Source organism: Falsiroseomonas stagni DSM 19981 (assembly GCF_900114315.1).
GTDB lineage: Bacteria > Pseudomonadota > Alphaproteobacteria > Acetobacterales > Acetobacteraceae > Falsiroseomonas > Falsiroseomonas stagni.
In genome coordinates this window covers 262,629-288,736 of sequence record NZ_FOSQ01000006.1, presented here as the reverse complement: position 1 = coordinate 288,736, position 26,108 = coordinate 262,629, and the positions used below count along the sequence as shown (strand labels likewise).

Here is a 26,108-nt window from a genome sequence, read left to right as displayed (position 1 = left end):
GCGCCGTATCCTCGATGTTCGGTGCTGTCGGGCATTAACGCACAAGCTCTCAGCGATGCGGATCGGGTGACATGAGGAAATCGCGGACGTAGCGGCCGACGCCGTCCTCCAGCGAGGTCGCGGGACGGTCGAACCCCGCCGCGCGCAGCTTCGCCATCGGGGCCTCCGTGAAATACTGGTACTTGCCGCGGAGGTCGGCCGGCATGTCGATGAACTCGATCCGCTCGGCCTCCCCCATGCCCGCGAACATGGCGCGCACCAGGTCGAGGAAACTGCGCGCCTGGCCGGAGCCGATGTTGAACAGGCCGCTGACCTGCGGGTTGTCCAGCAGCCAGAGCATGGCGGCGACGCAGTCATCCACATGGACGAAGTCGCGCATCTGCTCGCCATCGGCGACGCCTTCGCGGTCCGACCGGAACAAGCGGGCGGGCGCGCCGGACCGGGCCTCGTGGAACTTGTGGAAGACGACGCTGGCCATGCGGCCCTTGTGGTATTCATTGGGGCCATAGACGTTGAAGAAGCGCAGCCCCGCCCATTGCGGCGGCGCCGGCACGCCGCGGTCCAGCATGTCCGCCACCCGGCGATCGAAGGCGAGCTTCGACCAGCCATAGAGGTTGAGCGGCCGGAGCGCCGCGAGGGCGGCCTTCGCCTCCTCATCCGCGAAGCCCTGGGCGCCATCGCCATAGGTGGCGGCGGAGGAGGCGTAGATCAGCGGGATGCCGCGTTCGGCGCAGACGGCCCAGAGCCAGAGCGGCAGGGTGAAGTTGGTGGCGGCCACGAGGTCGCCATCCGTCGCGGTGGTGGCGCTGATGGCGCCCATGTGGAGGACGGCCTCCACATCCGGGTCCTCGGACCAGAAATCCTCCAGCTCCTCCGGCGGCAGGATGCCGGCGATGGGGTGCCTTGCGATGTTGCGCCACTTCTCCCGCCCCGGCTCCCCCTGGCGCAGGCGGTCGACCACCATCACCTCCTCCCCGCGGTCACAGAGGGCGGCGACGAGGTTGGAGCCGATGAAACCGGCGCCGCCCGTGACCAGATACATCGGCGGTTGTCCTCTCGCCTCGCGGCTTGATCCATGGGCCCGGACGCGGCCTGGGCCTTGCGCCGGGGCGCGGTTTGACCCACGCGTGACGGCGGGTATAGGCCGCGGCTTCGGGGTGCGTATAGGCCGCGATGGGGCGGGCGTGACAGTGGCTTCTTAACGGGTTGGGAGTGTCGTGATGAGCAGCGGAACGGGTTCGGCCGGCGGGTCTGGCGGCAACAAGCGGGGGCTGTTCGATGACCTGGCCGGCATGGCCGGCGGCGCCTTCAGCGTCCTGGCCGGTGCGCGCCAGGAAGCGGAGGCGATGGGCCGCGCGCAGATGGACGCCATGGTGCAGCGCCTGGACCTGGTGAAGCGGGACGACCTGGACGCGGCCCTGGAAGTGGCCCGCCGGGCGCGGGAACAGGCGGAGGCGCTGGAGGCGCGGGTGGTCGCGCTCGAAGCCTCCCTGGCGGCGCTGGAGGCCCGGATCGCCCGCACCCACCCGCCGGAAGGCGACCCGGTCGGCACGCCCAGCGGCGACTGAGGCGGCGTTTCCGGGCCATGGCTGGGACGCCATGGCCGGATTCGTCCACAACTCTTTGGCAGGCTTCGCGGAACCGACGCTTGCAGCCGCGTTTTGCGGTTGCGTAATCTACCCCTTGTGGCGATTCGGGGTGCCAGACCCCCTATACCTTGGGGTCGGGTTTCCCGATCGGGCGAAGGAGGTGCCGCGATGTCCGCCTATCTCGGTTACGAGGAACGCGACCGGTCCGCGAACCCCCTCGATGTGCTGGAGCAGATCGTCGCGGCCAATGACTGGGCCTTCGACCGCCGCTCCGACAGCGAGATGGCCGCGGAGGCCCCCGGCAAATGGTGCGACTACGGGCTCTATTTCTCCTGGTCGCATGAGATCAGCGCCATGCATTTCTCCTGCACCTTCGACCTGAAGGTGCCGGCGGGGAAGCGGGAGAGGCTGTTCGAGCTGCTGGCCCTGGCCAATGAGAAGCTCTGGATCGGCCATTTCGGCATCGACAGCGACGATGGCGTGCCGGTGTTCCGCCATTCCGTGCTGCTGCGCGGCGCGCCCGGTGCCTCGGCCGAGAGCCTGGAGGACATGGTCGACATCGCCATCACGGAATGCGAGCGCTTCTTCCCGGCCTTCCAGTTCGTGCTCTGGGGCGGCAAGGCGCCGGCGGATGCGCTGCAGGCGGCGATGCTGGACTGCGTGGGGGAAGCCTAGCCCCGGACCCTTGCCGGCGGGGGCGGGGCAGGGGACAAATCCCCCATGACCGACACCCTTCCCCCCCTTCTTCTGATCGGCTGCGGCAAGATGGGCGGCGCCATGCTCGCGGGATGGCGGGAACGCGGGCTGGGGGAGACGATCATCGTCGATCCCTTCGCCACCGGGCCCTTCCCGGGCGCGACGCTGCTGCGTGATGCGGCGGAGATCCCGGCCGGCTTCGCGCCCGCCGCCGTGATCCTGGCCACCAAGCCGCAGGAAGCGCCGGCCACGCTGCCGATCCATGCGCGCTTCGCGGGCTCGGCCGTCTTCGTCTCCATCATGGCGGGCAAGACGGTGGCCTTCATGCAGGGGCTGCTCGGGGCCGGTTCCGCCGTGGTCCGCGCCATGCCCAATACGCCCGCTGCGGTCCGCCAGGGCTTCACCGTCGCCTATGCCGCGCCCGGCGTCTCCGCCGCGCAGCGGGCGCTGGCCGATACGCTGCTGGGCGCGACCGGGGAGATCGCCTGGGTGGAGGAGGAAGGGCTCCTCGACCCCGTCACGGCGGTGTCGGGCGGCGGCCCGGCCTATGTCTTCCTGCTGGCGGAGCTGCTGGAACGGGCGGCGGTGGAGCAGGGCATCCCGGCGGACCTCGCCCGCCGCATGGCCCGCAGCACCGTCGCGGGGTCGGGCGCCCTGCTGGCGGCGAGCACGGAGGATGCGGCGCAGCTCCGCAAGAACGTCACCAGCCCCAAGGGGACGACGGAGCGCGCGCTGGCCGTGCTGATGGAGGAGAAGGCCTGGCCGGACCACATCTCCCGCGCCATCGCGGCCGCCACGGCACGCTCCAGGGAACTTGCTGGCTAGTTTCCCATTGGCGAGCGCGCCCGGCGCCCCCACCATCAGGGGCATGGACACGCCCGGCACCCCTGATTCCCGCCTCCTCGATGGCCTCTTCGCCGTGATCGCGGATCACGGCTGGCGGGGCGTCACCCTCGGCCGCCTGGCCACGGCGTCCGGCATCCGTGCCGGGGAGCTGGCGCGGCGCTTTCCCTCGCGCCTCGACCTGCTGCGACTGCATGCGGAATCGGTCGCGGACAGCGTGGCGACCGGCACGGTGCCGGGCCAGGGCGGCACGCCGCGGGACCGGCTGTTCGACGTGCTGATGCGCGGCATCGATGCGCTGGTGCCGCACCGCGCCGGGATGCTGCGCCTGGCGGATGATTTGTGGCGGGACCCGGTGCTGGCCGTTGCCATGGGCCCCATCCTGCACCGGACGATGCAGCGCTTCCTGGATTCGGCGGAGCTCGATTCGACGGGGGTGCAGGGCAATCTGCGCGCCGCCGGCGTTACCGGCATCTGGTTCGCCACCATTCGCGCCTGGTCGAAGGACGAGACGCAGGACATGGCCGCCACCATGGCGGCGCTGGACAAGGCGCTGGACCGGGCGGAGCAGACCGCGCGAAGCCTGAAGCTGGAAGCCGGGGACCTGGCCGCGCCGCCGGAGGCCGAGCCGCTGTGATGGCGACCTTTGCCATTTTTGTGCAGTGCACAAAAAACGCTGTCATGCCTGTCCAGTGTAGATTATAGAGCAGCTCATCGAACCAATCCTGAGGAGCGCGTCCCGATGTCCGATCGCTTTGGCATGAAGCCCGACGAGATGATGAAGATGCTGGCGGAATTCCGCCTGCCCGCGATGCCGGACATGGAGGGCCTGGCCCAGGCCCAGCGCCGGAACCTGGAGGCGCTGTCCGCCGCCAACCGGATTGCCCTTGAAGGCGCGCAGGCCGTTGCCCGCCGTCACATGGAGATCATGCAGGCCTCGATGGCCGAGATGACCGACGCGATGCGCGCCATGGCGACGAATGAGAGCCCCCAGGCCCGCGCCGCCAAGCAGGCCGAGATGCTGAAGGGCGCCTATGAGAAGGCGGTCGCCAACATGAAGGAGGTCGCGGACCTCATCCAGAACAGCAATGCCGAGGCGCTCGGCCTGCTGAACAAGCGTTTCGCTGAGGCGATGGACGAGGTGAAGAGCCTCGTCGCCAAGGGCGCGGGGAAGTAATCCTCGCCAAGGGCGCGGGGAAGTAATCCTCGCCAAGGGCGCGGGGAAGTAATCCGCGCCTGATCTCTACCCCGCCGTTGCGGGGTGGGGGCGGGCTGGTGGTCCCGCGCCTGCGGCTGCCGCTATACCGGCAGCCTGACCCGTGCCCGCAACCCGCCCAGCGGGCTTTCCTCCAGCACGATGTCCCCGCCATGCGCGCGGGCGATGTCCCGCGCGATGGCCAGGCCCAAGCCCGTGCCCCCCGCCGACAGCGTGGCGAACGGCCTGAAGGCTTCCTCCCGCTGGGCCACGGGGATGCCGGGGCCGTCGTCATCCACCGTGACCTGCGCCCAGCCGCCGGCCTCGGCGCGCGGCAGCGCCGCCACCCCCACCGCGATCCGCCGCGCATGCTTGCGCGCATTGTCCAGCAGGTTCGCCAGGCACCGGCGCAGCGCATCCGGCCGCAGGGAGACGACGAGTTCCGCCGGCGCCTCCACCGCCACCTCCGCCCCGTCCCGCCGCGCCTTCTGCGCGACGTCGCGCACGATGCCGGCAAGGTCCGTGGGCCTGGCCTGTTCCTGCCCCTCGCCGCGGGCGAAGGCGAGGTAGGAGGCGACCATGCGCTCCATCTCCTCCACATCCTCGGTCAGCGCGGCGATGTCCTCCTCCTCCTCCTCCGTCCGCGGCAGGACGGCGAGGCCGAGGCGCATGCGGGTCAGCGGCGTGCGGAGGTCGTGGCTGATGCCCGCCAGCATGTCCGTGCGCTGGGCGACGAAGCGGCGGATGCGTTCCTGCATCCGGTTGAAGGCGGCGGCGGCCTGGCGGACCTCGGCGGCGCCTTCCGGCTTCATCGGGCCGATGTCGCGGCCTAGCCCGAAGGCCTCCGCCGCGCCGGCCAGGCGCCGGATGGCGCGGACCTGGTTCTTCATGAACAGCGCGGCCACGCCGAACAGCAGCAGGGAGGAGCCGACCAGCCAGATGAAGAACAGGTAGAGCGTGCCGGTGAAGAGCCGCTTGCGCGGCGCCTCCACATGCAGGACGCCATCGGGAAGCTGCACGCGGATGATCACGCTGCGGCGGTCGGACTGCCAGTCGGCGTCGAAGGGCCGGCGGACACGCTCCGCCATCGCATGGGCCAGGTCCTCCTCCAGCGGCAGCAGGGGGAGGGAGGCCGCGCGGTCCGGCGTGCGGCCTAGGTTCGCCCCGGCCTCGAACGCCATGCCGAGGTCGAGCCGCCAGGCGCTTTCGCGGAACAGCCAGGCGCGATCCTCGGGCGAGGGATGGCGCTGCATCTGCTCGATCACCATCCCGATCTCGCCGGCCACGCCGCTGGCGAGGCGGCGGGAGATGACGTCGAGGTGCCCGCCATAGAACAGCTGCAGGGCCACGCCCTGCAGGATCAGCAGCGGCAGCAGGATGATGAGCAGCGACCGGCCGAGCAGGCCGCGCGGCACCAGCGCCCGGAAGGCGCGGCCGAGCATGGCGTCCGGCCGGCCCAGCGGCATCCCCTCAGACCCCCGGCCGCAGGACGTAGCCGCGGTGGCGCACCGTCTGCACGAAGCGTGGCTCCCGCGGGTCGGGCTCGATCTTGCGACGCAGTCGCGTCACCTGCACGTCGATGGCGCGTTCGCCGGCTTCCGGCGTGCCGAGCGCGGAGGCGATTTCCTCCCGGCTCAGCACCTCGTTCGGCCGCTGGGCGAGGGCGAGGAGCAGGGATTGCTCGCCCCCTGTCAGCCGCACCACGCCCTCGGGCCCGCGCAGTTCGGCGCGCTGCGGGTCGAACCATCGCGTGCCGATCTGCACCGGGCCGGTGCTGGTATCGGCGGGCGGCGGCGGGGGTGCGGCACGGCGGAGGATGGTGCGGATGCGCAGCGCCAGCTCGCGCGGGTCGAAGGGTTTGGCCAGGTAGTCATCCACCCCCATCTCGAAACCCGCCACCCGGTCATCCGGCGCGCCACGGGCGGTCAGCATCAGGATCGGCACTTCCGGCCCATCCCGCCGCAGGCTTTCCGTCAGTTCCAGGCCGCTTTCGCCGGGCATCATCACGTCCAGCACCATCAGGTCGAAGCTGACGGCGGCCAGCGCCCGGCGCGCGGCGGCGGCATCCGCGGCGGCGGTCACGCGGAAGCCCTGCTCCGCAAGGAAGCGCTGCAACAGGGCGCGCAGCCGGGCATCGTCATCGACGACGAGGAGGTGGGGGGCGTCCGTGGTGGCACTCATCGCGGGGGCTCGGACTCCAATCGTTCCAGGCAGGCCCGGGCATCCGGCCCCATCAGGCCGCGCATGACGCGGCGGAATCCCTCCACCGCCTGCGGCCCCGCTTCGCGGTAGGCGCGCATGACCGTGTCCCGCTGCCGTTCGAACAGCTGCCGTTCCAGGGCCGCGCCCTTCTCCGTCAGGGACAGCAGGCGCTGGCGGCGGTCGCTGCGGCCGGGGCTTTGCGTGACGAAGCCATCCTCCACCAGCGGCGTCAGCACGCGGCCGAGCGACTGCTTGGTGATGCCGAGGATGCCGAGCAAATCGCCCACCGTGATGCCGGGGCGGCGGCCGACGAAATGCAGCACGCGGTGATGGGCACGTCCCATGTCGAGCCCCGCCAGGATGGCATCCGCGCCGGCGGTGAAGTCCCGGTAGCCGAAGAACAGCAGGTCCTGCGCCAGGCGCAGCTCCTCCTCCCGCAGGAACAGCAGGTTGCGCCCCGCGGGGGGGGCGGCGCCGCCCTGGTTTCCCTCGGGTGAGGCGCGCGCGACGATCTCGGGATCCAGCGGCATGGGTGGTCAGCGTCCCCCTCGGCCGCGCCATCCGGGCACCGGGCCCGGCATGGCCAGGCCCCCGATTCCGTCGCGCGGTGTTCGCGGCAGGATATAGGACAAGGGCGGCGCGTGGAGTAGCGATGCTGCGGGACGTGACGCGCGGGCCCCGCCAACCGCGCCCAACCGGCGCTTCCCCCCCCCGGGTTGCGTGGCAGGGTTGCCAGGCGTGCGGGGCTGAAAGCGCGGCGATGCATAGGGGCCTTCACATACGGACCAATTCCGGCAATGTTCTTAACGAATTTGTGATGTCGCCGTTTCGGTACGGCAATGGTGCGTGCCCGGCAAGCGAGCCGTCGGCAGTGGTGGGGAACAGGCCGGCATGGCGCTGAGATTACGGAGCGCGCGGGGCAGTGATGCGTCGGCGATCGCGGACCTGCACATCGCGTCATGGCGTGATGCCTACAGGGATATCCTCCCCGCCGAATTCCTGGCGAGCGGGATCGAGACCCAGTTGACTGCCCATTGGAGCGCAACGCTGAGTGGCCGGCGTCGTCCCGGTGCCGTCATCGTCGCCATGGCGGGCCGTCACCTCGCGGGCTTCGTGGCCGCCTGGCGTGAGGGCGTGAACTGCCATGTGGACAACCTGCATGTGCGGCCGGGGATGCGGAATGCCGGCATCGGTCGCGCCCTGCTGAGCTTCGCGGCGCAGCGCCTGCAGGACCAGGGTGCGGTGACCGCCGATCTCTGGGTCTTCGCCGCCAACCAGGGGGCGATACGCTTTTATCTCTCGCTCGGCGCGGAGATGGAGCCGCCGACATCGCGCCAGACCTTCGGCCAGACGGTCATCGACCGCCGGATCTACTGGCCCAGCATCACGACCCTGATCACCGCCTGCGCGCGATGATCATGCGGGCGGCGGGCCCGGCGGATGCGGCCGCGATCGCCGGATTGCTGGCCGCGTCCTGGCGGGATGCCTATGCCGCGCTGCTGCCGCCGGCACTGCTGGCCGGCAAGCGCGACCGCCTGCTGCCGGAATGGCAGGCCCTGCTCGCCGCACCGCCGGGCATCATCCGGGTCGCGGAGGAGGCAGGCGTTCTGCACGGCATGGCCGCCCTCTGGCTGCGGGGGGAGGATGCCTATCTCGACAGCCTGCATGTCGCGCCATCCGGCCGGGGTGGCGGCCTCGGCCGCCGGCTGCTGGCCGAGGCGATGTGGGAGGCCGTGGCCGCCGGCGCCCGGCGCGCGTCGCTCCGGGTGATCGAGGGGAATGATGGCGCGATCCGCTTCTACACCCGCCTCGGTGGCCGGGTGGGCGCGCCGGAAGCGGGGGAGGTGGCGGGACACCCCGTGCGCCTCCTGCGGCTGCATTTCGACGATTTGTCCGCGCTGGTCCTGGCCGCGCGCTGAAGGATGCTTGCGCCCGGCGCCGTCCAGCGGCTAGCCTGCGTTGGAACATAAAGGAAACATTAATGTCCATCCGCGACATCGCCGAAGCCTTCGCACAGCTTTGCAAGGACGGACGGCATGAGGAGGCGGGCGAACGCTTCTGGGCGGAGAGCGTGGTGAGCCGGGAGGCCATGGAGGGTCCGATGGCCGTCATCACGGGCCGCGCCGCCGTGAAGGCCAAGTCGGACTGGTGGTACGCCAACCACACGGTGCATGAGGTCACGACCGAGGGGCCCTTCATCCACGGCGACCAGTTCGCGCTCCGATTCAGCATGGACATCACGGCGCGGGAGAGCGGGCAGCGCATCCGCGCCACGGAGATCGGCCTCTACACCGTGGCGGATGGGAAGGTGGTGGAGGAACGCTTCTTCTACTGACGACCGGCGACGCGGGGGGGCGTCGCGCGGGGCATCAGCGCCAGCCCGACCGCCAGCGGCAGCAGCCAGGCGATGCGCGCCTGGTAGCGGTGGTGGGGCTTGGACAGGGCGCCGGTCGCGGCCGCATTGGCCAGCAGTGCCACCAGCGCGATGGCGAGCAGCGCGCTGCCGGGCACGCCGCGGCGCAGCCCCCGCCGCCACAGCAGCCAGGGCGCCAGCAGGGCGGCAGCCAGCAGTACCGGGATGTGCGGCAGCAGGAAGGGTTCCGCCAAAGCGGGCAGGGTGCCGCGCATCTGCGCGCCGGCATCGAAGGCGGCCAGCTCCTCCGGCGGGAAATGGCCGGCGATGGGGCGGCGGGCCGACAAGGCGAGGTGGTCATCCACCAGCGTGTCGCCCACCGCGGTCTTCACCAGCTGCGCCGCGGCGTTGCGCAGCGCGGCCAGCGCGACCTGCCCGGGGTGGGTGGCGATGGTCTCCGCGACGATGGACTGCGCCTCCCGCGCCGCCTGCATCGCGCCCATCGGGCGGGGCCTGCCATCGGCTTCGATGTTCAGCGGGCTGCCGGGGTCCCAGAGGAATTCGTCGCTGTCGATCGGCAGGCGGTCGGCGAAGGCGCAGAGGTGCCAGCCCGCCGCCGGGCAGCGGTCGCGGATGACGGTGGCGGCTGGCCCATCCGCCTGGAGGCGCGCGAGCAGGAAGGCGGCGCCATGCGGCGATGGCGTGAAGCGTTCGAAGGCGACCAGGTTCGCCAGGCACAGCAGCAGCACGGCCAGGACCGCCGGCGCCAGCGCCCGCAGCACCGGGGCTAGCCGCCAGGCTAGCAGCACGATCACGGCCAGCACCGCCGCCACCGTCGGCAGGTGCGAGAGGTGGGCGGCGATGAACAGCGTCGCGAGCCCGCCCGCCCACGCGGATTCGCGGGGCGAAAGCCCCCCGAAGGCCAGCAGGAACAGCGCCAGCGGCACCAGGGCGGTGAAGGCATCCGGCATCAGGGTTGCCAGGAACCAGGGCGCCGAGGTCAGCCCGGCCAGCCCCGCGCAGGCCAGCAGGTGCCAGGCCAGCCCCGCCTGCCCGCGCACCGCCCGCTGCGCCAGCCAGGCCAGGTGGGATGCGATCAGCCCCTGCGCCGCCAGCGCACCCCAGAGCGACCTTTCCCAGTGAAACAGGTGCAGGAAGGGGCCATAGGCCTGGGTCTTGTCCCAGGGCACTTCCGACGCCGTGGTGTGCAGGAGGTAGGAGACGGTGTCGATGAAGACCAGCGGGTAATGGTTCAGCACCGCCGGCCAGACGAGCAGCGGGGCGCCCAGCAGCACCGCCAGCAGCGCGGTCATCCCTGGGGCCCGGGGGCTGCGGCGGGCCGCCTCGGCAGCAGGGCCAGCCCGGCGATGACGGGCATCAGCCAGAGGATCCGGGCCTCGTAGCGCAGATGCGGCTTGGACAGGGCGCCGGTGGCGAAGGCATTGGCGGAGACGCCGACCAGCACCCCGACCACCAGGCCGAGCCGCCGGACCTCCCCCGCCTTCGCCGCCTGCCACCAGGCCAGCAGCGCGAGCACCGCGCCCAGTAGCAGCACCGGCGCATGCGGCAACAGGAAGGGCGCCGCGGCGGCCGGCAACAGCCCCCGGGATTGCAGCGCGCCGTCATAGGCCGCGAGTTCCTGCGGCGGGAAAGCCTCCGCGATGCGGGGCCGGACGGCGGCGGCGAGGTGGCTGTCCACCAGCGTGTCGCCGGCCAGCGCCAGGCTGAATTGCCGCAGCGTGTTGCCGATCATCGCCGTCGCGACCTCGACGGGGCGGGTGCGCAGCGTCTCCCCCACGATCACGCCGGCCTCGGCGGAGAGCAATGCGCCGCCGAGGAAGCGGGGCGTGCCATCGGGCGCGCGGTTCACGGGGCTGTCCGCGTCCCAGAGGAAGGCGTCGCTGTCCATCGGCAGGCGGTCGGCGAAGGCGCAGAGATACCAGCCCGCCGCCGGGCAGCGGTCCCGGATGACGGTGGCGGCGGGACCATCCGCCTGCAGGCGGGCCAGGGCGAAGGTGGCGCCATGCGGGGACAGCACGGCGCGGCCATGCAGCCAGGCATTGCTGCCAGCGAGGATCGCCACCGCCACCAGCATCGGCGCCACCACCCGCAGCACCGGCCCGACCCGCCGGGCGACCAGCGCCACCAGCACCGCGATCGCGCCCGCCAGCGGCAGGTGGGACAGGTGCGCGGCGATGCCGAGGGCGGCGACCAGGCCGAGCCACAGCGCTTCCGCCCGCGAAAGCCGATCGCGCGCGAAGCCCAGCAGCAGCAGTGCCAGCAGCACGGCGGGGGCGAAGACATCGGGCATCAGCAGGGCGATGGTGAAGGGCGCGGTGGTCAGCGCCGCCGTAGCCGCGCAGGCCAGCAGGTGCAGGCCCGGCATGGCCTGGCCCCGCAGCGCGCGCTGCGCCAGCCACAGCAGATGCGACAGCATCAGCCCCTGCGCCAGCAGCGGTCCCCAGAGCGAGAGGCGCCAATGGAACAGGTGCAGCAGCGGGCCATAGACATGCGGCTTGTCCCAGATGACCAGCGGCCCCGATGGCGGCGGGGCGGTCTGGTGCAGGAAGGCGCCGGTATCGCTGAACACCAGCGGATAGCCGTTCAGGAAGGCGGGCCAGACCAGGACCAATGCACCCAGCAGCAGGGCGCCCGGCACCAGCCAGGCAGGGCCGGCCAGGCGGCGGATCAACGCCCCGTCTGCCAGCGGGCGCTGGCCGCGTCGTCGCTGGCCTTGGCCTCCACCCAGCGGGATTCTCCGCCGGCGAATTCCTCCCGCTTCCAGAAGGGTGCGCCGGTCTTCAGCCAGTCGATGAGGAAGGCGCCGGATTCGAGCGCCGCCGCCCGATGGGCGGAGGCGGTGAGAACCAGCACGATTCCCTGCCCGGGCAGGATGCGGCCGACACGGTGGATCACGGTGCAGCCGGTCAGCGGCCAGCGGGCACAGGCCTCGGTGGCGATCTTCGTGAGCGCGCGCTCCGTCATGCCGGGGTAGTGTTCCAGCACCAGGGCGGAGAGGCCGTCATCGCCCCGGCAGACGCCCACGAAACTGGCGATGCCGCCGACATCGATGCGGCCCTCCGACAGGCGCGCCGTCTCTGCCGCCAGGTCGAAGCCCGCTTCCTGGACGCAAACAAGTGGCGTGACGGTCGCCATGGTCAGCCGCCGGTCACGGGCGGGAAGAAGGCGACCTCATCCCCCGGTGCCACGGGGGCGTCGGGCGTGGCGAAATCCTGGTTCACCGCCGCACGAACCTGGCGCGGATCGGCGAAGGCCTGCGCGTAGCCCGGCCCGCGCGTCGCCAGCCAGGCGACCAGCCCGGCCACGTCGCGCACCGTCGCGGGCGGGGAGACATCCTCCTCCGCCACGCCGATCCGCTGCCGCACCCAGGCGAAATACAGGACCTTCAATACGCCACCCTGCCTGTCAGTAAGGGATGCTCAGTTGGGCACGATGCGGGTGCTGGTGCGGCCATCGGGGCCGATCCAGGTCTCCACATTGCCGTCGCGCACCACCGCGCCGCCGCCCTGCGGGCTGGTGAATCCCTGGACGCGGCTGGTGCCGGCCGTCCCCGTCGCCGCCTGGCCGGAGGGGCTGGTCAGCGCCCGGCCCTCGACGCGGGGCGGGGGCGGGGACAGGGCGCCCGGTGAGGCCGGCGTCGCGGGACTGCGGGCGAAGTCGCCGGGCGCGCCGGGGCTGGCCGGGGGCGTTGACGAGCTGCGCCGCGCCGGCCGGTCGCCCGGCGTCGGCACCGGGGAGGTGGCGGCAGGGGCGCCATCGATCAGGCTCGGGCGGTAGTCCGGGATGTTGCGCATCGCCTCATCCGGCCCGCCGAGCAGCGTCGGCCGCGGGGCTTCGGCCGCCGGCCAGACATTGCCGGCCTCCGGCACCAGCGGGTCCACCGTCGGATCGGCGCCGCGCACCCGCTGTACCGTCAGGCTATCTGAAGCCACCACATTGGTCGGGCCCATGAAGGGCGACCAGAGGCTATCGAAGCCGGCGGAGATGCTGGAGCCGACCGAGGAGAGGTCGCCCGAGCAGGCGGTGGCCAGCAGGGCCAGGCCCAGCACCGGGGATGGCAGCCGCGCACGACGCGGGCCGGCCAAGGGGGCGGCCAGGGAGGCGGGGGGGAGGGTTGTCGAAGGGGCGGCGGCCATGACGGCTCCCGTGATCGCGGTGTTCGGGGCGAAGATGCGCTGCACCATGGCGAGCCTCAAGGGGTAGGCCCCATCAGTGCAACGGCGTTTGTGCGGGCTGGCCACCGGGATCCCCCGGCACGTCCCGCGGCGGGGTGGCGGTGCCGGTGACGTGGCGGAGCCCGGCCTGGAGATAGTCCCACCCCGTCAGCAGGGTCAGCACCGCGGCCGTCCACAGCATCAGTTCGCCGATGAGGGACACCGGCAGCCAGCCCAGCCCGACCAGCGGCGCGGCCGAATCGCCCGCCAGCAGCGTGCCGAGCGCGCCCATCTGGAAGCCTGTCTTCCATTTCGCGAGCTTGGTCACCGGCAGGCCGAGCGACAGCCCCGCCAGGTATTCCCGCAGCCCGCTGACCAGGATTTCCCGCAGCATGATGACGATGGCGGGGAACAGGCCGAAATCGGTCAGCCGCCCCATCCCCGCCAGCAGCATCAGCGCCGCACCCACCAGCAGCTTGTCCGCGATCGGGTCCAGCATCCGGCCGAAATCGCTGATCTGCTTCCGGCTGCGGGCCAGCTTGCCGTCGAAATAATCGGTGATCGCGGCCACCGAGAAGATGATGCAGGCCGCGAGGTCCGCCCAGGGTTCGCGGATGGCCGCGAAGACCACCAGCAGCGGGATGGCGGCGATGCGCGACAGCGTCAGCAGGTTGGGCAGGTCTGTCGGCACGCGATCATCCGGTCCCGGAAGGGGCGCTGGGAGTGGGGCGGGGGGCGGGGGAGAGGGTCATGCGTCCCCCATCCTACCCGTCCCGGCCCCCGGGTGGAAATGCCCATGGATGCGCCGCGCCACGGCGGGGCCGATTCCGGGGCAATTCTCCAGATCCTCCAGCCCGGCCTGTCGCACGCCGCGGGCCGATCCGAAGTGGTTCAGCAGGCGGCGCTTGATGGCGGCCCCCACGCCCGGCACGTCATCCAGTTCCGACCGCACCATCGCCTTGGACCGTCCGGCGCGGTGGGTGGTGATGGCGAAGCGGTGGGCCTCATCCCGCAGGCGTTGCAGGTAGTAGAGGACGGCATCGCGCGGCGGCAGCTGGAAGGGGTCCTTGCCGGTCTGGTGGAACCATTCGCGGCCCGCATCCCGGTCCGGCCCCTTGGCGATGCCGACCAGCGGGATGTCGTGCAGCCCCATCTCGTTCAGGATGTCCCGCGCGGCCGAAAGCTGGCCGACGCCGCCATCGATCAGCACCAGGTCGGGCCAGCCCTCCCCCTCCCGCCCCGGATCCTCCTTCAGGGCGCGGCCGAAGCGGCGTTCGAAGACCTCCCGCATCATGGCGAAGTCGTCGCCGCCCGTCGGCGCGGCACTGGCGGTGCCGCCCGTCGGCGCGGTGCCGGCGGTGCCGCCGGCCGTGGGTGGGCGGGCGCCGCCCGAGGGCCCCTTGATGCCGTATTTCCGGTAGGCCGATTTGAGAAAGCCGGAGGGGCCGGCCGCGACCATGACGCCATAGGCGTTGGTGCCCATGGTGTGGCTGTTGTCGTAGATCTCGATCCGCTCCGGCGTGTCCGGCAGGTCGAACACCCGCGCGACGCCGGCCAGCAGGTCGGCCTGCGCGGCGCCTTCGGCCATCCGTCGCTCGATCGCCTCCCGCGCATTGGTGGCGGCGTGCTCCACGGCGGATTTCTTCTCGCCGCGCTGGGGGCGGTGGATCTCCACCTTGCGACCGGCCTTGAGGCTCAGCGCCTCCGTCAGCAGGTCGGCATCCACGGGGTCGTGGCTGACCAGCACCAGCGGCGGCGGGGGGAGGTCGTCATAGAGCTGGCCGAGGAAGGCGCCGAGCACCTCCTCCGGCGGCTGTTCCGACTTGGCGTGGGACAGGAAGAACGGGCGGTTGCCGTTGTTGCGGCCGCCCCGGAAGAAAAACACCTGGACGCAGGACTGACCCGCCATCTGGTGCAGCGCCACCACATCGGCGTCGTTCACCCCATCCAGGTTGATGCGGTCCTTGCCCTGCACATGGGTCAGGCCCCGGATGCGGTCGCGGATGGAGGCCGCACGCTCGAACTCCAGCCGTTCGGCGGCCTCCTCCATCTCGGTCGCCAGGCGCTTCTGGATGGTCGGGATGCCGCCGGACAGGAACTCCTTGGCCTCCCGCACCAGCGCCCCGTAATCCTCCCGGCTCACGCGCTCCACGCAGGGGGCGGAGCAGCGCTTGATCTGGTGCAGCAGGCAGGGGCGGGTGCGGCTGTCGAAGACCGTGTCCCGGCAGGAGCGCAGCAGGAAGACGCGCTGCAGGGCCGTGAGGGTCTGGTTCACCGCCCAGACGCTGGCGAAGGGCCCCCAGTAGCTGGCGCCCTTCCGCCGTTCGCCGCGGTGCTTGGCGATCTGGGGATAGGGGTGGTCCTCCGTCATCACCAGCCAGGGGTAGGATTTGTCGTCCCGCAGCACGATGTTGAATCGCGGGCGGAGCTTCTTGATGAGATTGGCCTCGAGCAGCAGGGCCTCGGCCTCGCTCGCGGTGGTGATGACCTCCATGCGCCTGGTCTCGAACACCATGCGGCGCAAGCGTTCGGGCAGGCGGGCGACCTGGGTATAGGCCACCACCCGCTTCTTCAGGCTGCGCGCCTTGCCGACATAGAGGGCATCGCCCTTGGCATCGAGCATCCGGTAGACGCCGGGCGCCAGCGGCAGGGTGCGCAGCATCGCCTCGATCACCTCCACGCCCTGCATGACGGGGGGCATGACGGGGGCGTCGGCTTCCTCGGGCGGCGGGGGCGGGTTGTCGGGCTCGTTCATGGGCTGTCAGGTGGGGTCTGGCTGGTGTCCCGGCGACGGATGAAGCGCGGCTTAAGCCCCGACCATCTTGTCCACCGAAGCTGTGGAAAACTCTGTGGGTGAGTGGTGTCGGGAGGGGCGGAAATGGCCGTCATCCGCCAGTCACATAGCATTGCCTAGTTTTTGGGCTGTTTTGTTAAGTCCTTGATTCATCATGCTTTAAGGACTGCACAATTCTTGTCGGCGACGTCAAGCCCATCTTCGGCATTGACACGAAAAACCAAACTCGCGCGGTCGTGAGCCCGGTGGAAAAGTCATGCGCCAAACCCTTGCGCGGGCGACAAACATCGCCTCAGCCGCCCCGGATGCGCTCCACCACCACGCCGACGGAGGCGACATCGGGAAAGGCATCGGGCTTTTCCACCGTCACCCGCGCCCGCTCCACCCGCGGATCGGCCAGCGCCGCCAGGGCCACGCGCTCCGCCAGGGTTTCCACCAGCAGCACATGGCCGGCGGCCACCACCTCCCGCGCCGTTTCCACCAGGCGGGCGTAGTCGACCACCCGGCGGAAATCATCGGGGCCGACGGCGGCCGGCGCGGCATCGTCCTGCACCACCAGCTCCACCCCCAGCACGATGCGCTGCGGGCCCGCCTTCTCATGCGGATGGATGCCGAGGCGGGCCATCAGTTCCAGGCCGCGGACGAAGACCACCCGGCGGCCGGATTCCGCCTGCGGCGCATAGGTCATTCAGCGATCTCCGCGGCGCCGGCCACCGGCGCCCATTGCAGATGCTGCCCGCCATCCAGGGCGATCATCTGCCCCGTCATGGAAGGCAAGGCGAGGATGGCGAGCACCGCGCGCGCCACTTCCCCGGCACTCGTCCCGTGCTTCAGCGGCACGGAGGCGCATTGCCGGTCGAACTGTGCCTGGCTCTGCCGTGGTGACGGCATGGCCGGGCCCGGCCCCACGCCATTCACCCGGATGCGCGGCGCGAGCGCGAGCGCCAGCGTCTGCGTCAGCGTCCAGAGCGCGGCCTTGGAGACGGTGTAGGAGATGAAATGCGGCGTCAGCGACCAGACGCGCTGGTCGAGGAGGTTGACCACCACGCCCTCCGCCCCCGCCGGCAGCCGTTTCGCCACGGCCTGGGCCAGCACGAAGGGGGCGCGGAGGTTGGGCTCCAGGTGCCGATCCCAGCTTTCCCGCGTCGCATCGTCCCATTCGTCGCGCTCGAAGGTGGAGGCGTTGTTCACCAGCACGCCGATGGGGCCGAATGCGGCCTCCGCCGCCGGGATCAGCCCGACCACCTGGGCCTCCAGCGCGAGATCCGCCTGCAGCGCGATGGCGCGGCGGCCCATGGCCTGGATGCGTGCCACCGTCTCCGCCGCTTCGGGGCCGGAGCTGGCGTAGTGGATGGCGATGTCGAAGCCCGCTTCCGCCAGGGCCAGCGCCGTCGCCTGGCCCAGCCGCTTCGCCCCCCCGGTCACGAAGGCGGTGCGCGGGATCGACCGCGGGATGACGTCGGAGAGGAGCATGGAACCTCGCTGATAGCCCGCGCCGGGGCGGATGGCCAATCTTGACCCGGCGCGGGAAGGCGCCGAAGGCTGGGGCTAGCTTGGGGGGAAGCCGTGATGCGCAAGGTTCTGGTGGTGCTGGCCGGCATGGCGATGATCGCGCCGGGCCTGTCGGGTCCGGCCCTGGCGCAGGGGTTCAGCCTGCCGAACCTCGGCGGAGGCCAGGGTGGGGGCCAGGGGGGCGGGATCGGCGGCGCCCTTGGCGGTGCGCTGGGCCAGGGCCAGGGGCAGGGACAGGGACAGGGACAGGGACAGGGCGGCGGCGGTCATGCGCCGTCCACCATGTCCGCCCTCCAGGGCGTGTTCGGCCAGCAGACCCCGGAACAGAAGCGCGCCTTCTGCACCCGCGTCGCCGGTGCCGCGCGGCAATGCGGGCTGACGCTGGACATGACGGCGCTGGGCAGCTGCCTGATTCGCACCCTGCCCGGGGAGGATTCAGCCCGCGTCGCCCGCGTGGCCAATACCGCGCGCGGCAACCCCACCGCGCTGCTGTCGGAATGTGGCGTCGGCCTGCGCTGAAACGCGACCGCGAGGGGCTACACCCCCCGCAGGAACCGGTCGTTCAGCAGCGCATCCAGGTCGATATCCGCCCGCAGCACGCCCGTATCCCGGAGCACGGCCAGCGACCGCTCGGCCAGCGGGCGCAGCTCCGACGCCACGAAGGCGCGGTTGCGGGGCGGGTCCAGCCAGTCGAAATGCCGGGCGCTGCGCGCGAATTCCGCCGCGGTCTGGCGGGTGCGCTGGCCCATGATTTCATGCGCCCGGTCCGGTTCGCGGCGGATCATCGCGACCGCCGCGAACCAGGCGCGGACCACGCGCTGCACGGCTTCCGGATTGCGTTCGGTGAAGGCGGGGGGGAAGGCCAGGGTATCGACGACGCAGGGGTGGTCCAGCGTCGTCGCCAGGACCCGCGCCCGGTCGGGCCCCAATTCGCGCAGCTGGCCGAGATAGGGTTCCGTCGTCACCGCGGCATCCACCTCACCCTCCGCCAGCGCCTGCGCGGCCAGGCGGGGGTTGCGGGTTTCCAGGCGCAGCGCGTCCAGCCCCAGCCCGTTCTCCCGCAGCATGCAGGCCAGGACGAAGAAGGGCGTGCTGCCGGGCCGGTCCACCGCCACGCGCTTCCCGCGCAGATCGGCCCAGCCCTGCACCCCGGGCCGTGCAGCGATGCCGTCGCTGCCGCGCGACCGGTCCAGGACCAGCACCTGCTGCAGCGGCATCGTCGCCGCCCAGCCCAGCAGCGTGTCCAGCGTGGTGACCACGCCGTGCAGGCTGCCGGATGCCAGCGCCGCCGCGCGGTCACGCTGCGGCACGAAGCGGGTCTCCACCTCCAGCCCCTGGGCAAGGAAGAGCCCGGCCTGTTCGGCGAGCGTCAGCGGTGCGAAGCCCGGCCAGCCGGACATGCCGATGATGATCCGCGGAAAGGTCTGCGCGCGGAGCACGCGGGGCGCGCCCAACGCGCCCACCCCCAGGGTCCCGGCCAGGACAAGGCGGCGACGCATCGCTGTTGTTCCCCCGAGGGCCTCCTGTGCCCGCAAGGGTAGCCATCCCGCCGGATGGCGCAAGCCGAGGCCATCCGCGCATCACCGTGATGCGCGGGAAGCGACGGTCAGCGCGTGATGGCGCCCACCGCGGCACCGCCCGCGCCACCGATCAGCGCGCCGGTGACGGCTGAGCCGCCGGTCAGCGCGCCGATGGCCGCGCCGCCCGCCGCGCCGATCGCGCCGCCGGACAGCGCCCGCTGCTGCGTGCGGTTCATGCCGGAGCAGGCGGCCAGGGGGGCGATCAGGGCCAGGGCCAGGGCCAGGCGCGAGAGCGAACGGATCGACAGGAACGGCATGCGGAATCTCCCATGTGGTTTGCGGGGCCACGCGCAATACAGCGGGCGGTTGCGGCGGGGATACGGCGAAGCCTGCCTTTTCCCCGCCATGAGCGATCACGGTCCGGCGACCGGAACGGAACGCCCGCCGCGGATCAGCGCCGGCCGCGCCCCTTGCCCTTGCCCCCGCGCCCCTTGTCGGGGTCGTAGCCGCCGCCCCCGGGGCCGAGCGGCTTCGGCTTCCAATCCTGCTTCGCCCGCCCCCCCTTGCCCGTGCTGGCGGAGCCGTTCGCGCCGGTGGGCGCGCTGTCCTGCAGCGATCGCCCGGCCAGGTTGGGTTGCAGGCCGAGTTCCAGCGCCTCCAGCCGCTTGATCTCGTCGCGGATGCGGGCGGCTTCCTCGAATTCCAGGTCGGCGGCGGCGGCGCGCATGCGCTTCTCCAACTCCTGGATCGCAGCGCCGAGGTCCTTGCCGACGAATTCGGCGGTGCTGTCGCCCTCCACTGCCTCCACCGTGACGTAGTCCTGCTCATAGACCGATTGCAGTACGTCGGAGATGTCGCGCTTGATGCTTTGCGGCGTGATGCCGTGGGCGGCGTTCCATTCCTGCTGCCGCGTGCGGCGCCGCGCCGTCTCCCCCAGCGCGTTCTTCAGGCTGTTGGTCATGACATCGGCATAGAGCACCACGCGCCCTTCCGCGTTGCGCGCGGCGCGCCCGATGGTCTGGATGAGGGAGGTGGTGGACCGGAGGAACCCTTCCTTATCCGCGTCCAGGATCGCCACCAGCGCGCATTCCGGGATGTCGAGCCCTTCCCGCAGCAGGTTGATGCCGATCAGCACGTCGAAGACGCCGCGGCGGAGGTCGCGGATGATCTCGATCCGCTCCAGCGTGTCGACATCGCTGTGCAGGTAGCGGCAGCGGATGCCGGTTTCCGTCATGTAGTCCGTCAGGTCTTCCGCCATCCGCTTGGTCAGCGTCGTGACCAGCACGCGGCCGCCCTTCTTCGCGACCTCCTTGCATTCCGCTAGCAGGTCATCGACCTGGCCTTCGACGGGGCGGATCTCGGTCACGGGATCGACCAGGCCGGTCGGGCGGATCACCTGCTCGGCGAAGGTGCCGCCGGTGCGCTCCATCTCCCACGGCCCGGGCGTCGCGCTGACGAAGAGCGTGTCGGGGCGATAGGCCTCCCACTCCTCGAACTTCAGCGGGCGGTTGTCCTTGCAGCTCGGCAGGCGGAAGCCGAATTCGTCGAGGATCGATTTGCGCGCGAAGTCGCCGCGATACATGCCGCCGATCTGCGGCACGGTCACATGGCTTTCGTCCACGATCAGCAGCGCATTCCCCGGCAGGTATTCGAACAGCGTCGGCGGCGGATCGCCCGGCGCGCGGCCCGTGAGGTAGCGGCTGTAGTTCTCGATCCCCTTGCAGCTGCCGGTGGTCTCCAGCATCTCGATGTCGAAGGTCGTGCGCTGGTCCAGGCGCTGGGCCTCCAGCAGCCTTCCCTGCGCCGTCAGCTCCGCGAGCCGTTCCTTCAGCTCCGCCTTGATGCTGATGATGGCCTGCTGCATCGTCGGCCGCGGCGTGACGTAGTGGCTGTTGGCGTAGATGGAGACGCGGTCCATCTCCGCCGTGATCTCCCCCGTCAGCGGGTCGAATTCCTTGAGGCCGTCGATCTCGTCGCCGAACAGGTTCACGCGCCAGGCGCGGTCCTCCAGGTGGGACGGCCAGATATCCACCGTCTCGCCCCGGATGCGGAAGGTGCCGCGCTGGAAGGCGCTGTCGTTGCGGCGGTATTGCTGCTCGACCAGGCCCTTGATGAGCTGGTCGCGCTCGATCCTGCCGCCACGCTCCAGCTTCACCACCATGCGCGAATAGGTCTCGACCGACCCGATGCCGTAGATGCAGGAGACGGAGGCGACGATCACGACATCCGACCGTTCGAGCAGCGACTGCGTGGCGGAATGCCGCATGCGGTCGATCTGTTCGTTGATCTGGGCGTCTTTTTCTATGTAGGTGTCGGTGCGCGGCACATAGGCTTCGGGCTGGTAGTAGTCGTAGTAGCTGACGAAGTATTCCACCGCGTTGTCGGGGAAGAAGCTCTTCATCTCCCCGTACAGCTGCGCCGCCAGGGTCTTGTTCGGCGCCAGGATCAGCGTCGGGCGCTGCACATGCTCGATCACCTTGGCCATGGTGAAGGTCTTGCCGGACCCGGTGACGCCGAGCAGCACCTGGTCACGCTCCCCCTTGCGGAGGCCCTCCACCAGCGTCGCGATGGCCGTGGGCTGGTCGCCCGCGGGCTCATAGGGGGAGACGACCTTCAGCGGGATGCCCGATTCGGGCACCGGGCGCTTCTCGGGGAAGAACTGGACGGGGGACATGACGTTCATCGCGCCCCTAATGTGGGCGCATGGCTGCCCTTCCGGTAGCCTTCTCTTTCACTCCGGGAACCGGCATGGGCATCGAGATCGAGCGGAAGTTCCTGGTGGCGGGCGATGGCTGGCGCGCGGCGGCGTCGGGCCTACCCGTGCCGATCCGCCAGGGCTACCTCTCCGCCCCCGGCGCCACAGGCGCCACGGTGCGAATCCGCCGGGCCGGCGCGGACGCCTTCCTGACCGTGAAGGGGCCGGGCGGGCTGGTCCGCGCCGAATTCGAATACGCGATCCCGCCGGAGGAGGCGGAGGCGATGCTCGCCCTCTGCACGACGCCGCCGCTGGCCAAGGCGCGGTGGTCCGTTCCCTATCAGGGGCATGTCTGGACCATCGACGTCTTCGAATCGCCCGCCAGCCTGGCCGGGCTGGTGCTGGCGGAGGTGGAGATGGAGGCCGCCGACGCCGATCCGCCCCTGCCGCCCTGGCTGGGGCGGGAGGTCACGGGCGACCCGGCCTATGCCAATGCCGCCCTCATCAGCCAGGGCCGGCCCGGCTGAGCGGGTCCTTGCGCTCGCGGTGCTGTGCGCCCTCGTGCCGCCGCCGAGACGAACAATAGCGGCGCGCTGCCGTTGATCTCCTGGAAGGCGCATCGCGCGCCACAGGAGGAACAAGGCCATGCGCAGCAGGCAGACCGTCATCGCGGGTGCGATCATCGCCACCCTGGGCTTCACCACGGCCGGGGCCTTCGCCCAATCCGTCACGCCCGCCACGCCCGATACCCCCCAGCGTGGCAATCCGTCCTCCATGCCGCAGGGCAGCCGCGCGGGCGATGCGCCCGGCATGAACAGCGCCACCCCCGGCCAGCGCCCCACCGCGCAGCAGGTGAACCCCAGCCCGATGCCCCCGGGCAGCCGGGCCAACCAGGCGCCGGGCATGGGCGCCACGAATACGGAGGTGGATCGCGCCGTCCAGTCCCAGGCCGCCGGCGCGCTGCCGGGAAGCAGCTCCCCGGCCGATCCCTCCGCGCCCCGCCCGGGTGTCACGGCGCAGGGCACCGCCGTGCCGGGCGGCACCGCGCCGGGCATGACGCCGGGCGCCGCCCCCGCCATGCGCGCGCAGAGCGACCCGCCCGGCAGCACGCCGGCCCGCCCGGCCGACCCGATGACGCCGGGTACTGGCGCCGCCACAGGCGCCACCACCCCCGGCCCGGCGACGCAGGGCGGCGGCGCCAGCACCAACCCGCCGGCCACCACCACCCAGCACACCGCACCCCGCACCGCCGCGGCCCCTGTCGCCGGCGCGAATTCCTTCACCGAGGGCCAGGCCCGCGCCCGGATCGGTGATGCCGGCTTCAACGACGTGCAGGAATTGCGCCTGGACGAGCAGGGCATCTGGCGCGGCCGCGCCATGCGCAACGGCCAGCAGACCAGCGTGGCCCTGGACTACCAGGGCAACGTCGTCGCCACGCAGTGACCCGCCCCTTCCAAGGAGAGACCATCATGGCTTCACGCACCATCGCCCGCATGTTCGACACCTCCGCCACCGCCCATGCGGCGGTGCGGGACCTGGAGGCCGCCGGCTTCCCGCATGACGACGTCACCTACATGGGCAACCAGGACGCGGCAGCGGCGAATGACTCGATCGCCGGCGGGCGGGCCGATTCCGTCTCGGGCAGCGATGCCGACAACTCCGGCGCGGGCACGGGCGCCACGCTCGGCACCGTGGTCGGTGGCGGCGCGGGGCTGCTCGCGGGCCTCGGCGCCATCGCCATCCCCGGCATCGGCCCTGTCGTCGCGGCGGGCTGGCTGATCGCCGCGCTGACCGGCGCCGGGGTCGGCGCCGCGGCGGGCGGGCTGCTCGGCGCGCTCACCTCCTCCGGCCTGCCGGAGGAACATGCCGCGACCTACAGCGAGGGCCTGCGCCGCGGCGGCCACCTGGTGGTGGTGCGCACCGACGATGTCCGCGCGGCGGAGGCCGAGCGCATCCTGGAGGGCCACAACCCCGTGGACATGGAACGCCGGGAATCCGAATGGCGCGAAGGAGGCTGGGCCGGCGGCGTCCCCGCGGACCCGATGCTCGGCGCCGCCACCACCGGCAGCACCGCCGGTGTCGTGCACCCCAGCGGCGTCCGCATGGCGGATACCGTGCCGGGTGCCAATGACCCGATCCGGGACCGGCGCGGCGACGTCGCCTGACGCAGCCGCGCTCCTGCCCCTGAGCGCGATGGATTGACCGGCCCCGGGCCCCGCAAGGCCCGGGGCCACGCGCTTGTGAGGCAACAGCGATGGTTTGCCGTGGGACATTGCGCGCAGTGCGCGATCGATTCGTGCCCCACGGGAGAGCCGGCGCCGCATGCGCCTTTCGTCGCGCATCATTGGCCTTTGTGCAGCCGCCGTCCTGCCCGCGCTGGCCATCCAGGCCTGGCATGAGGTCGCGCTGCGCGAGTCCCGCATCGCGGGCGTGGAACAGGAAGCGCGGCGCTTCGCCCTGCAATCCGCGTCGGAGGTCGCGCGCCTGCTCGAAGGGGCGCGGGGGATGCTGGCCGCGGTGGGTGAAGCCCATCTGCGCAACGGCACCTTTCCCGGATGCTCGGAGGGCCTGGCGGCGCTGAATGGCCGGATGGAGCGCTACGGCTCCATCGGCATCGCGGATGCGGAAGGCAACATCATCTGCAGTTCCAACGGTGTAGGACCGCCGCGCAACATCGCCGACCGTGCCTATTTCCAGGCGGCCCTGGCCACCGGCCAGTTCCAGGTCGGGGAACTCGTCACCAGTCGCGACAGGCCGCCCTTCCTGCCTGTCGCGCTGCCCATCATGGAAGCCGGCGTGCCCGCCATCGTGGCGATCGCGAGCTTCGACGGCTCCTGGCTTTCCGCGAATCTCGTCGTCTCCGGCGCCCTGCCGCCCGCCGGGTCCGTCACCGTGGCGGACCGGGATGGCGTGATCGTCGCCCGCTACCCGCAGGCGGAGCGCTTCATCGGCACGCGCATCCCCGAGGCCTTCCGGCACCTGGTCCACGCACCGGAATCGGGGGTGATCCAGGCGATGAGCCAGGACGGCACGCACCGGATGCTCGCCTATCTGCCGATCGATGCGCCGCCGCTGCCCGGTCTCTATCTCAGCGCGGGCTACGGCACGGAGGCCGCCTTCGCGGAGATCGACCGCGCGACGCAACGCGCGGTGCTGATGATCCTGGCCGGGCTGGTCTCGGCCCTGGTTGCCGCCTGGGTCTTCGGGCGCCTGGCGCTGCGCGATCCCGTGGACCGGCTGCTGGATGCCATGCGCCGCTGGACGGCGGGCGATCGCGGCGCGCGGACGGCGGCGACGCAGGGCTGGGAAGTCGGCCGCCTGGCCGCCGGCTTCAACGCCATGGCGGACGCCGTGGCGCTGCGGGAGGAGTTGCTGCGGCAGGAGGAAGCCCGTCTGCGCGCCGTGCTGGACCAGATGCCGGTCGCGGTGGTGCTGGCGGCGATTCCCTCCGGCCGGGAGACCTATCGCAACGCCCGTGCCCGCGCCTTGCTGCCCCCGCCCGCGGATGGCGACGATCCCGAACCGCTGGCGGAACCGCTGCGGCGCGCGGTGGCGGAGGGCCTGGCGACGGAGGGGCTGGAACTGCCGCTGCGCCGCGCCGATGGCAGCGAGACCACGCTCTCGGTCAGTGCGGCCCCCGTGGCCGCGGCAGGGGGGGAGAGGATGGCCGTGGCCGCCTTCCTCGATATCGGCGCGCGGCGCCATGCCGAGCGCCAGCAGGCGCTGCTGACGGCTGAACTGCGCCATCGCGTGAAGAACGCACTGGCCGTGGTGCAGGCCGTGGCCGCGCAGACCCTGTCGCATAGCGAGACCCTGGACCAGTTCCGGCAGGCCTTCTCCGGGCGCCTGACCCATCTGGCCCGCGCGCAGGACGCGCTGTTCGATTCCGCCGATGGCGCGGTGGAACTCTCCGCCCTGCTCGCCGCCACCCTGGCGCCCTTCGGGGAGATCGTGCGCTGGCAGGGCCCCTCCGTGCCCCTGCCGGCCAAGCAGACCCTGGCCATGGCCCTGGTGCTGCATGAGATGGCGACGAATGCCGCCAAGCATGGCGCGTTGCGGCCGGGCGCCGGGGGGGGCGTCTCCATCCAGTGGCGCCTGGCGGAGGACGGCTTCATCGAGCTGGAATGGGCGGAGGCGGCGGAGCATCCCGTGGCGCATGCCGTGCGGCGCGGCTTCGGCGGGAAGCTGATCGACCGCTGTGTGGCGCATGACCTCCGCGGCCAGGCGGAGCGTGAGATGCGGCGCGAGGGCCTGGTGTGGCGCCTGCGCTTCCCGCGCCCCGGCCGCCCGGCCGCCATCGATGCCGAGCCGATCGAGATGCTGGGGTAGCCACGCTGTCCGGGCGAATGCGGGTAGGGGGCAGGGGCCTGACGCGGCTGACCGCCGCAATCCGGCGGAAAGACTGGTGCCGGGTGAGGGGATCGAACCCCCGACCTTCGGTTTACAAAACCGCTGCACTACCGCTGTGCTAACCCGGCCCCGCCGCAGCACTAGCGCGCCCGGGCCGCGCGCTCAACCGCTTCGGCGCCGCCAC

General features: G+C 71.6%; 29 protein-coding genes and 1 tRNA gene. 13 read left to right on the top strand and 17 right to left on the bottom strand.

Annotated features, from left to right (window positions below; all coding sequences use genetic code 11):
* Positions 1 to 49: 49 nt before the first annotated feature.
* Complete coding sequence (gene rfaD, locus BM041_RS17335) at positions 50 to 1,042, bottom strand: ADP-glyceromanno-heptose 6-epimerase (protein ID WP_092961124.1); 993 nt, start codon at positions 1,040 to 1,042, stop codon at positions 50 to 52.
* 178 nt (positions 1,043 to 1,220) lie between these two features.
* Between rfaD and BM041_RS17330 the strand changes: the two genes are divergently transcribed.
* The 5 genes from BM041_RS17330 to BM041_RS17310 all read left to right on the top strand — a co-directional run bounded on the left by BM041_RS17330 (position 1,221) and on the right by BM041_RS17310 (position 4,305).
* Positions 1,221 to 1,568 carry an accessory factor UbiK family protein gene (locus BM041_RS17330; protein WP_092961123.1) on the top strand — a complete coding sequence of 116 codons (348 nt, stop codon included), beginning with the start codon at positions 1,221 to 1,223 and terminating at the stop codon, positions 1,566 to 1,568.
* Between the two features lie 189 nt (positions 1,569 to 1,757).
* Complete coding sequence (locus BM041_RS17325; protein ID WP_092961122.1) at positions 1,758 to 2,264, top strand: type III secretion system chaperone family protein; 507 nt, start codon at positions 1,758 to 1,760, stop codon at positions 2,262 to 2,264.
* A gap of 45 nt (positions 2,265 to 2,309) precedes the next feature.
* On the top strand, positions 2,310 to 3,110 hold the full coding sequence (proC, locus tag BM041_RS17320; protein ID WP_092961121.1) for a pyrroline-5-carboxylate reductase: 801 nt from the start codon (positions 2,310 to 2,312) through the stop codon (positions 3,108 to 3,110).
* A 43-nt stretch (positions 3,111 to 3,153) separates the two neighbouring features.
* Positions 3,154 to 3,765, top strand: a complete 612-nt coding sequence (locus BM041_RS17315) for a TetR family transcriptional regulator (RefSeq protein ID WP_139226096.1) — start codon at positions 3,154 to 3,156, stop codon at positions 3,763 to 3,765.
* 105 nt (positions 3,766 to 3,870) lie between these two features.
* On the top strand, positions 3,871 to 4,305 hold the full coding sequence (locus tag BM041_RS17310) for a phasin family protein (RefSeq protein WP_245762136.1): 435 nt from the start codon (positions 3,871 to 3,873) through the stop codon (positions 4,303 to 4,305).
* A gap of 122 nt (positions 4,306 to 4,427) precedes the next feature.
* On the opposite strand, the gene BM041_RS17305 is transcribed toward BM041_RS17310, so the two are convergent.
* From BM041_RS17305 to BM041_RS17295, 3 genes are read right to left on the bottom strand one after another with little or no spacing between them, the layout of a single operon-like run.
* A complete protein-coding gene (locus BM041_RS17305) occupies positions 4,428 to 5,789 on the bottom strand; it encodes a sensor histidine kinase (protein WP_092961119.1) in 1,362 nt (453 codons plus the stop codon).
* Positions 5,790 to 5,793: 4 nt separating this feature from the next.
* Complete coding sequence (locus BM041_RS17300; RefSeq protein ID WP_092961118.1) at positions 5,794 to 6,504, bottom strand: response regulator; 711 nt, start codon at positions 6,502 to 6,504, stop codon at positions 5,794 to 5,796.
* Positions 6,501 to 7,055, bottom strand: a complete 555-nt coding sequence (locus BM041_RS17295; RefSeq protein ID WP_092961117.1) for a MarR family winged helix-turn-helix transcriptional regulator — start codon at positions 7,053 to 7,055, stop codon at positions 6,501 to 6,503. The genes BM041_RS17300 and BM041_RS17295 overlap by 4 nt, the downstream gene beginning before the upstream one ends.
* 316 nt (positions 7,056 to 7,371) lie before the next feature.
* Here BM041_RS17295 and BM041_RS17290 point away from each other — a divergent pair, with 316 nt between their 5' ends.
* From BM041_RS17290 to BM041_RS17280, 3 genes are all read left to right on the top strand, one after another.
* Positions 7,372 to 7,941 carry a GNAT family N-acetyltransferase gene (locus BM041_RS17290; protein WP_139226095.1) on the top strand — a complete coding sequence of 190 codons (570 nt, stop codon included), beginning with the start codon at positions 7,372 to 7,374 and terminating at the stop codon, positions 7,939 to 7,941.
* Positions 7,938 to 8,444 (top strand): GNAT family N-acetyltransferase, encoded by a 507-nt coding sequence (locus BM041_RS17285; protein WP_092961115.1) that lies wholly within the window; start codon positions 7,938 to 7,940, stop codon positions 8,442 to 8,444. Before BM041_RS17290 ends, BM041_RS17285 begins: the two co-directional genes overlap by 4 nt.
* Before the next feature lie 62 nt (positions 8,445 to 8,506).
* A complete protein-coding gene (locus tag BM041_RS17280) occupies positions 8,507 to 8,860 on the top strand; it encodes a nuclear transport factor 2 family protein (RefSeq protein WP_092961114.1) in 354 nt (117 codons plus the stop codon).
* Here the strand turns inward: BM041_RS17280 and BM041_RS17275 are convergent.
* The 9 genes from BM041_RS17275 to BM041_RS17235 all read right to left on the bottom strand — a co-directional run bounded on the left by BM041_RS17275 (position 8,854) and on the right by BM041_RS17235 (position 17,320).
* Positions 8,854 to 10,191 carry a hypothetical protein gene (locus BM041_RS17275; protein ID WP_245762135.1) on the bottom strand — a complete coding sequence of 446 codons (1,338 nt, stop codon included), beginning with the start codon at positions 10,189 to 10,191 and terminating at the stop codon, positions 8,854 to 8,856. The two genes, BM041_RS17280 and BM041_RS17275, sit on opposite strands and share 7 nt — an antisense overlap.
* Positions 10,188 to 11,570, bottom strand: coding sequence for a hypothetical protein (locus tag BM041_RS30660; RefSeq protein ID WP_092961113.1), 1,383 nt, complete (start codon positions 11,568 to 11,570; stop codon positions 10,188 to 10,190). Before BM041_RS30660 ends, BM041_RS17275 begins: the two co-directional genes overlap by 4 nt.
* Complete coding sequence (locus tag BM041_RS17265; protein ID WP_092961112.1) at positions 11,567 to 12,034, bottom strand: molybdenum cofactor biosynthesis protein MoaE; 468 nt, start codon at positions 12,032 to 12,034, stop codon at positions 11,567 to 11,569. The genes BM041_RS30660 and BM041_RS17265 overlap by 4 nt, the downstream gene beginning before the upstream one ends.
* 2 nt (positions 12,035 to 12,036) lie before the next feature.
* Positions 12,037 to 12,288 carry a molybdopterin converting factor subunit 1 gene (gene moaD / locus BM041_RS17260; RefSeq protein ID WP_092961111.1) on the bottom strand — a complete coding sequence of 84 codons (252 nt, stop codon included), beginning with the start codon at positions 12,286 to 12,288 and terminating at the stop codon, positions 12,037 to 12,039.
* A gap of 30 nt (positions 12,289 to 12,318) precedes the next feature.
* Complete coding sequence (locus BM041_RS17255) at positions 12,319 to 13,083, bottom strand: hypothetical protein (protein WP_092961110.1); 765 nt, start codon at positions 13,081 to 13,083, stop codon at positions 12,319 to 12,321.
* Between the two features lie 25 nt (positions 13,084 to 13,108).
* On the bottom strand, positions 13,109 to 13,744 hold the full coding sequence (gene pgsA / locus BM041_RS17250) for a CDP-diacylglycerol--glycerol-3-phosphate 3-phosphatidyltransferase (RefSeq protein ID WP_092961109.1): 636 nt from the start codon (positions 13,742 to 13,744) through the stop codon (positions 13,109 to 13,111).
* 57 nt (positions 13,745 to 13,801) lie between these two features.
* Positions 13,802 to 15,808 (bottom strand): excinuclease ABC subunit UvrC, encoded by a 2,007-nt coding sequence (gene uvrC / locus BM041_RS17245; protein WP_092961108.1) that lies wholly within the window; start codon positions 15,806 to 15,808, stop codon positions 13,802 to 13,804.
* A 331-nt stretch (positions 15,809 to 16,139) separates the two neighbouring features.
* A complete protein-coding gene (gene folB, locus BM041_RS17240) occupies positions 16,140 to 16,535 on the bottom strand; it encodes a dihydroneopterin aldolase (RefSeq protein ID WP_092961107.1) in 396 nt (131 codons plus the stop codon).
* A complete protein-coding gene (locus BM041_RS17235) occupies positions 16,532 to 17,320 on the bottom strand; it encodes an SDR family oxidoreductase (protein ID WP_092961106.1) in 789 nt (262 codons plus the stop codon). Before BM041_RS17235 ends, folB begins: the two co-directional genes overlap by 4 nt.
* A gap of 96 nt (positions 17,321 to 17,416) precedes the next feature.
* On the opposite strand from BM041_RS17235, the gene BM041_RS30655 reads away from it, so the two are divergent.
* The gene (locus tag BM041_RS30655) at positions 17,417 to 17,878 is read left to right on the top strand and encodes a hypothetical protein (protein ID WP_092961105.1); all 462 of its coding nucleotides are present in this window, start codon (positions 17,417 to 17,419) and stop codon (positions 17,876 to 17,878) included.
* 17 nt (positions 17,879 to 17,895) lie between these two features.
* Here the strand turns inward: BM041_RS30655 and BM041_RS17225 are convergent, their stop codons facing one another.
* The 3 genes from BM041_RS17225 to uvrB all read right to left on the bottom strand — a co-directional run bounded on the left by BM041_RS17225 (position 17,896) and on the right by uvrB (position 21,562).
* Positions 17,896 to 18,858 carry an ABC transporter substrate-binding protein gene (locus tag BM041_RS17225; RefSeq protein WP_092961104.1) on the bottom strand — a complete coding sequence of 321 codons (963 nt, stop codon included), beginning with the start codon at positions 18,856 to 18,858 and terminating at the stop codon, positions 17,896 to 17,898.
* Positions 18,859 to 18,965: 107 nt separating this feature from the next.
* Positions 18,966 to 19,196 carry a hypothetical protein gene (locus BM041_RS17220; protein WP_092961103.1) on the bottom strand — a complete coding sequence of 77 codons (231 nt, stop codon included), beginning with the start codon at positions 19,194 to 19,196 and terminating at the stop codon, positions 18,966 to 18,968.
* 134 nt (positions 19,197 to 19,330) lie between these two features.
* On the bottom strand, positions 19,331 to 21,562 hold the full coding sequence (gene uvrB, locus BM041_RS17215) for an excinuclease ABC subunit UvrB (protein WP_092961102.1): 2,232 nt from the start codon (positions 21,560 to 21,562) through the stop codon (positions 19,331 to 19,333).
* 65 nt (positions 21,563 to 21,627) lie between these two features.
* Here uvrB and BM041_RS17210 point away from each other — a divergent pair, with 65 nt between their 5' ends.
* From BM041_RS17210 to BM041_RS17195, 4 genes are all read left to right on the top strand, one after another.
* Positions 21,628 to 22,101 (top strand): CYTH domain-containing protein, encoded by a 474-nt coding sequence (locus BM041_RS17210; protein WP_092961101.1) that lies wholly within the window; start codon positions 21,628 to 21,630, stop codon positions 22,099 to 22,101.
* A gap of 118 nt (positions 22,102 to 22,219) precedes the next feature.
* Positions 22,220 to 23,017, top strand: a complete 798-nt coding sequence (locus BM041_RS17205; protein ID WP_092961100.1) for a hypothetical protein — start codon at positions 22,220 to 22,222, stop codon at positions 23,015 to 23,017.
* A gap of 26 nt (positions 23,018 to 23,043) precedes the next feature.
* Entirely contained in the window at positions 23,044 to 23,739 is a 696-nt protein-coding gene (locus BM041_RS17200; RefSeq protein WP_175533996.1) for a hypothetical protein, read from the top strand.
* 157 nt (positions 23,740 to 23,896) lie between these two features.
* The gene (locus BM041_RS17195) at positions 23,897 to 25,903 is read left to right on the top strand and encodes an HWE histidine kinase domain-containing protein (protein ID WP_092961099.1); all 2,007 of its coding nucleotides are present in this window, start codon (positions 23,897 to 23,899) and stop codon (positions 25,901 to 25,903) included.
* Positions 25,904 to 25,977: 74 nt separating this feature from the next.
* Here the strand turns inward: BM041_RS17195 and BM041_RS17190 are convergent.
* Positions 25,978 to 26,052 (bottom strand) — tRNA-Thr (locus tag BM041_RS17190).
* Positions 26,053 to 26,108: the final 56 nt, after the last annotated feature.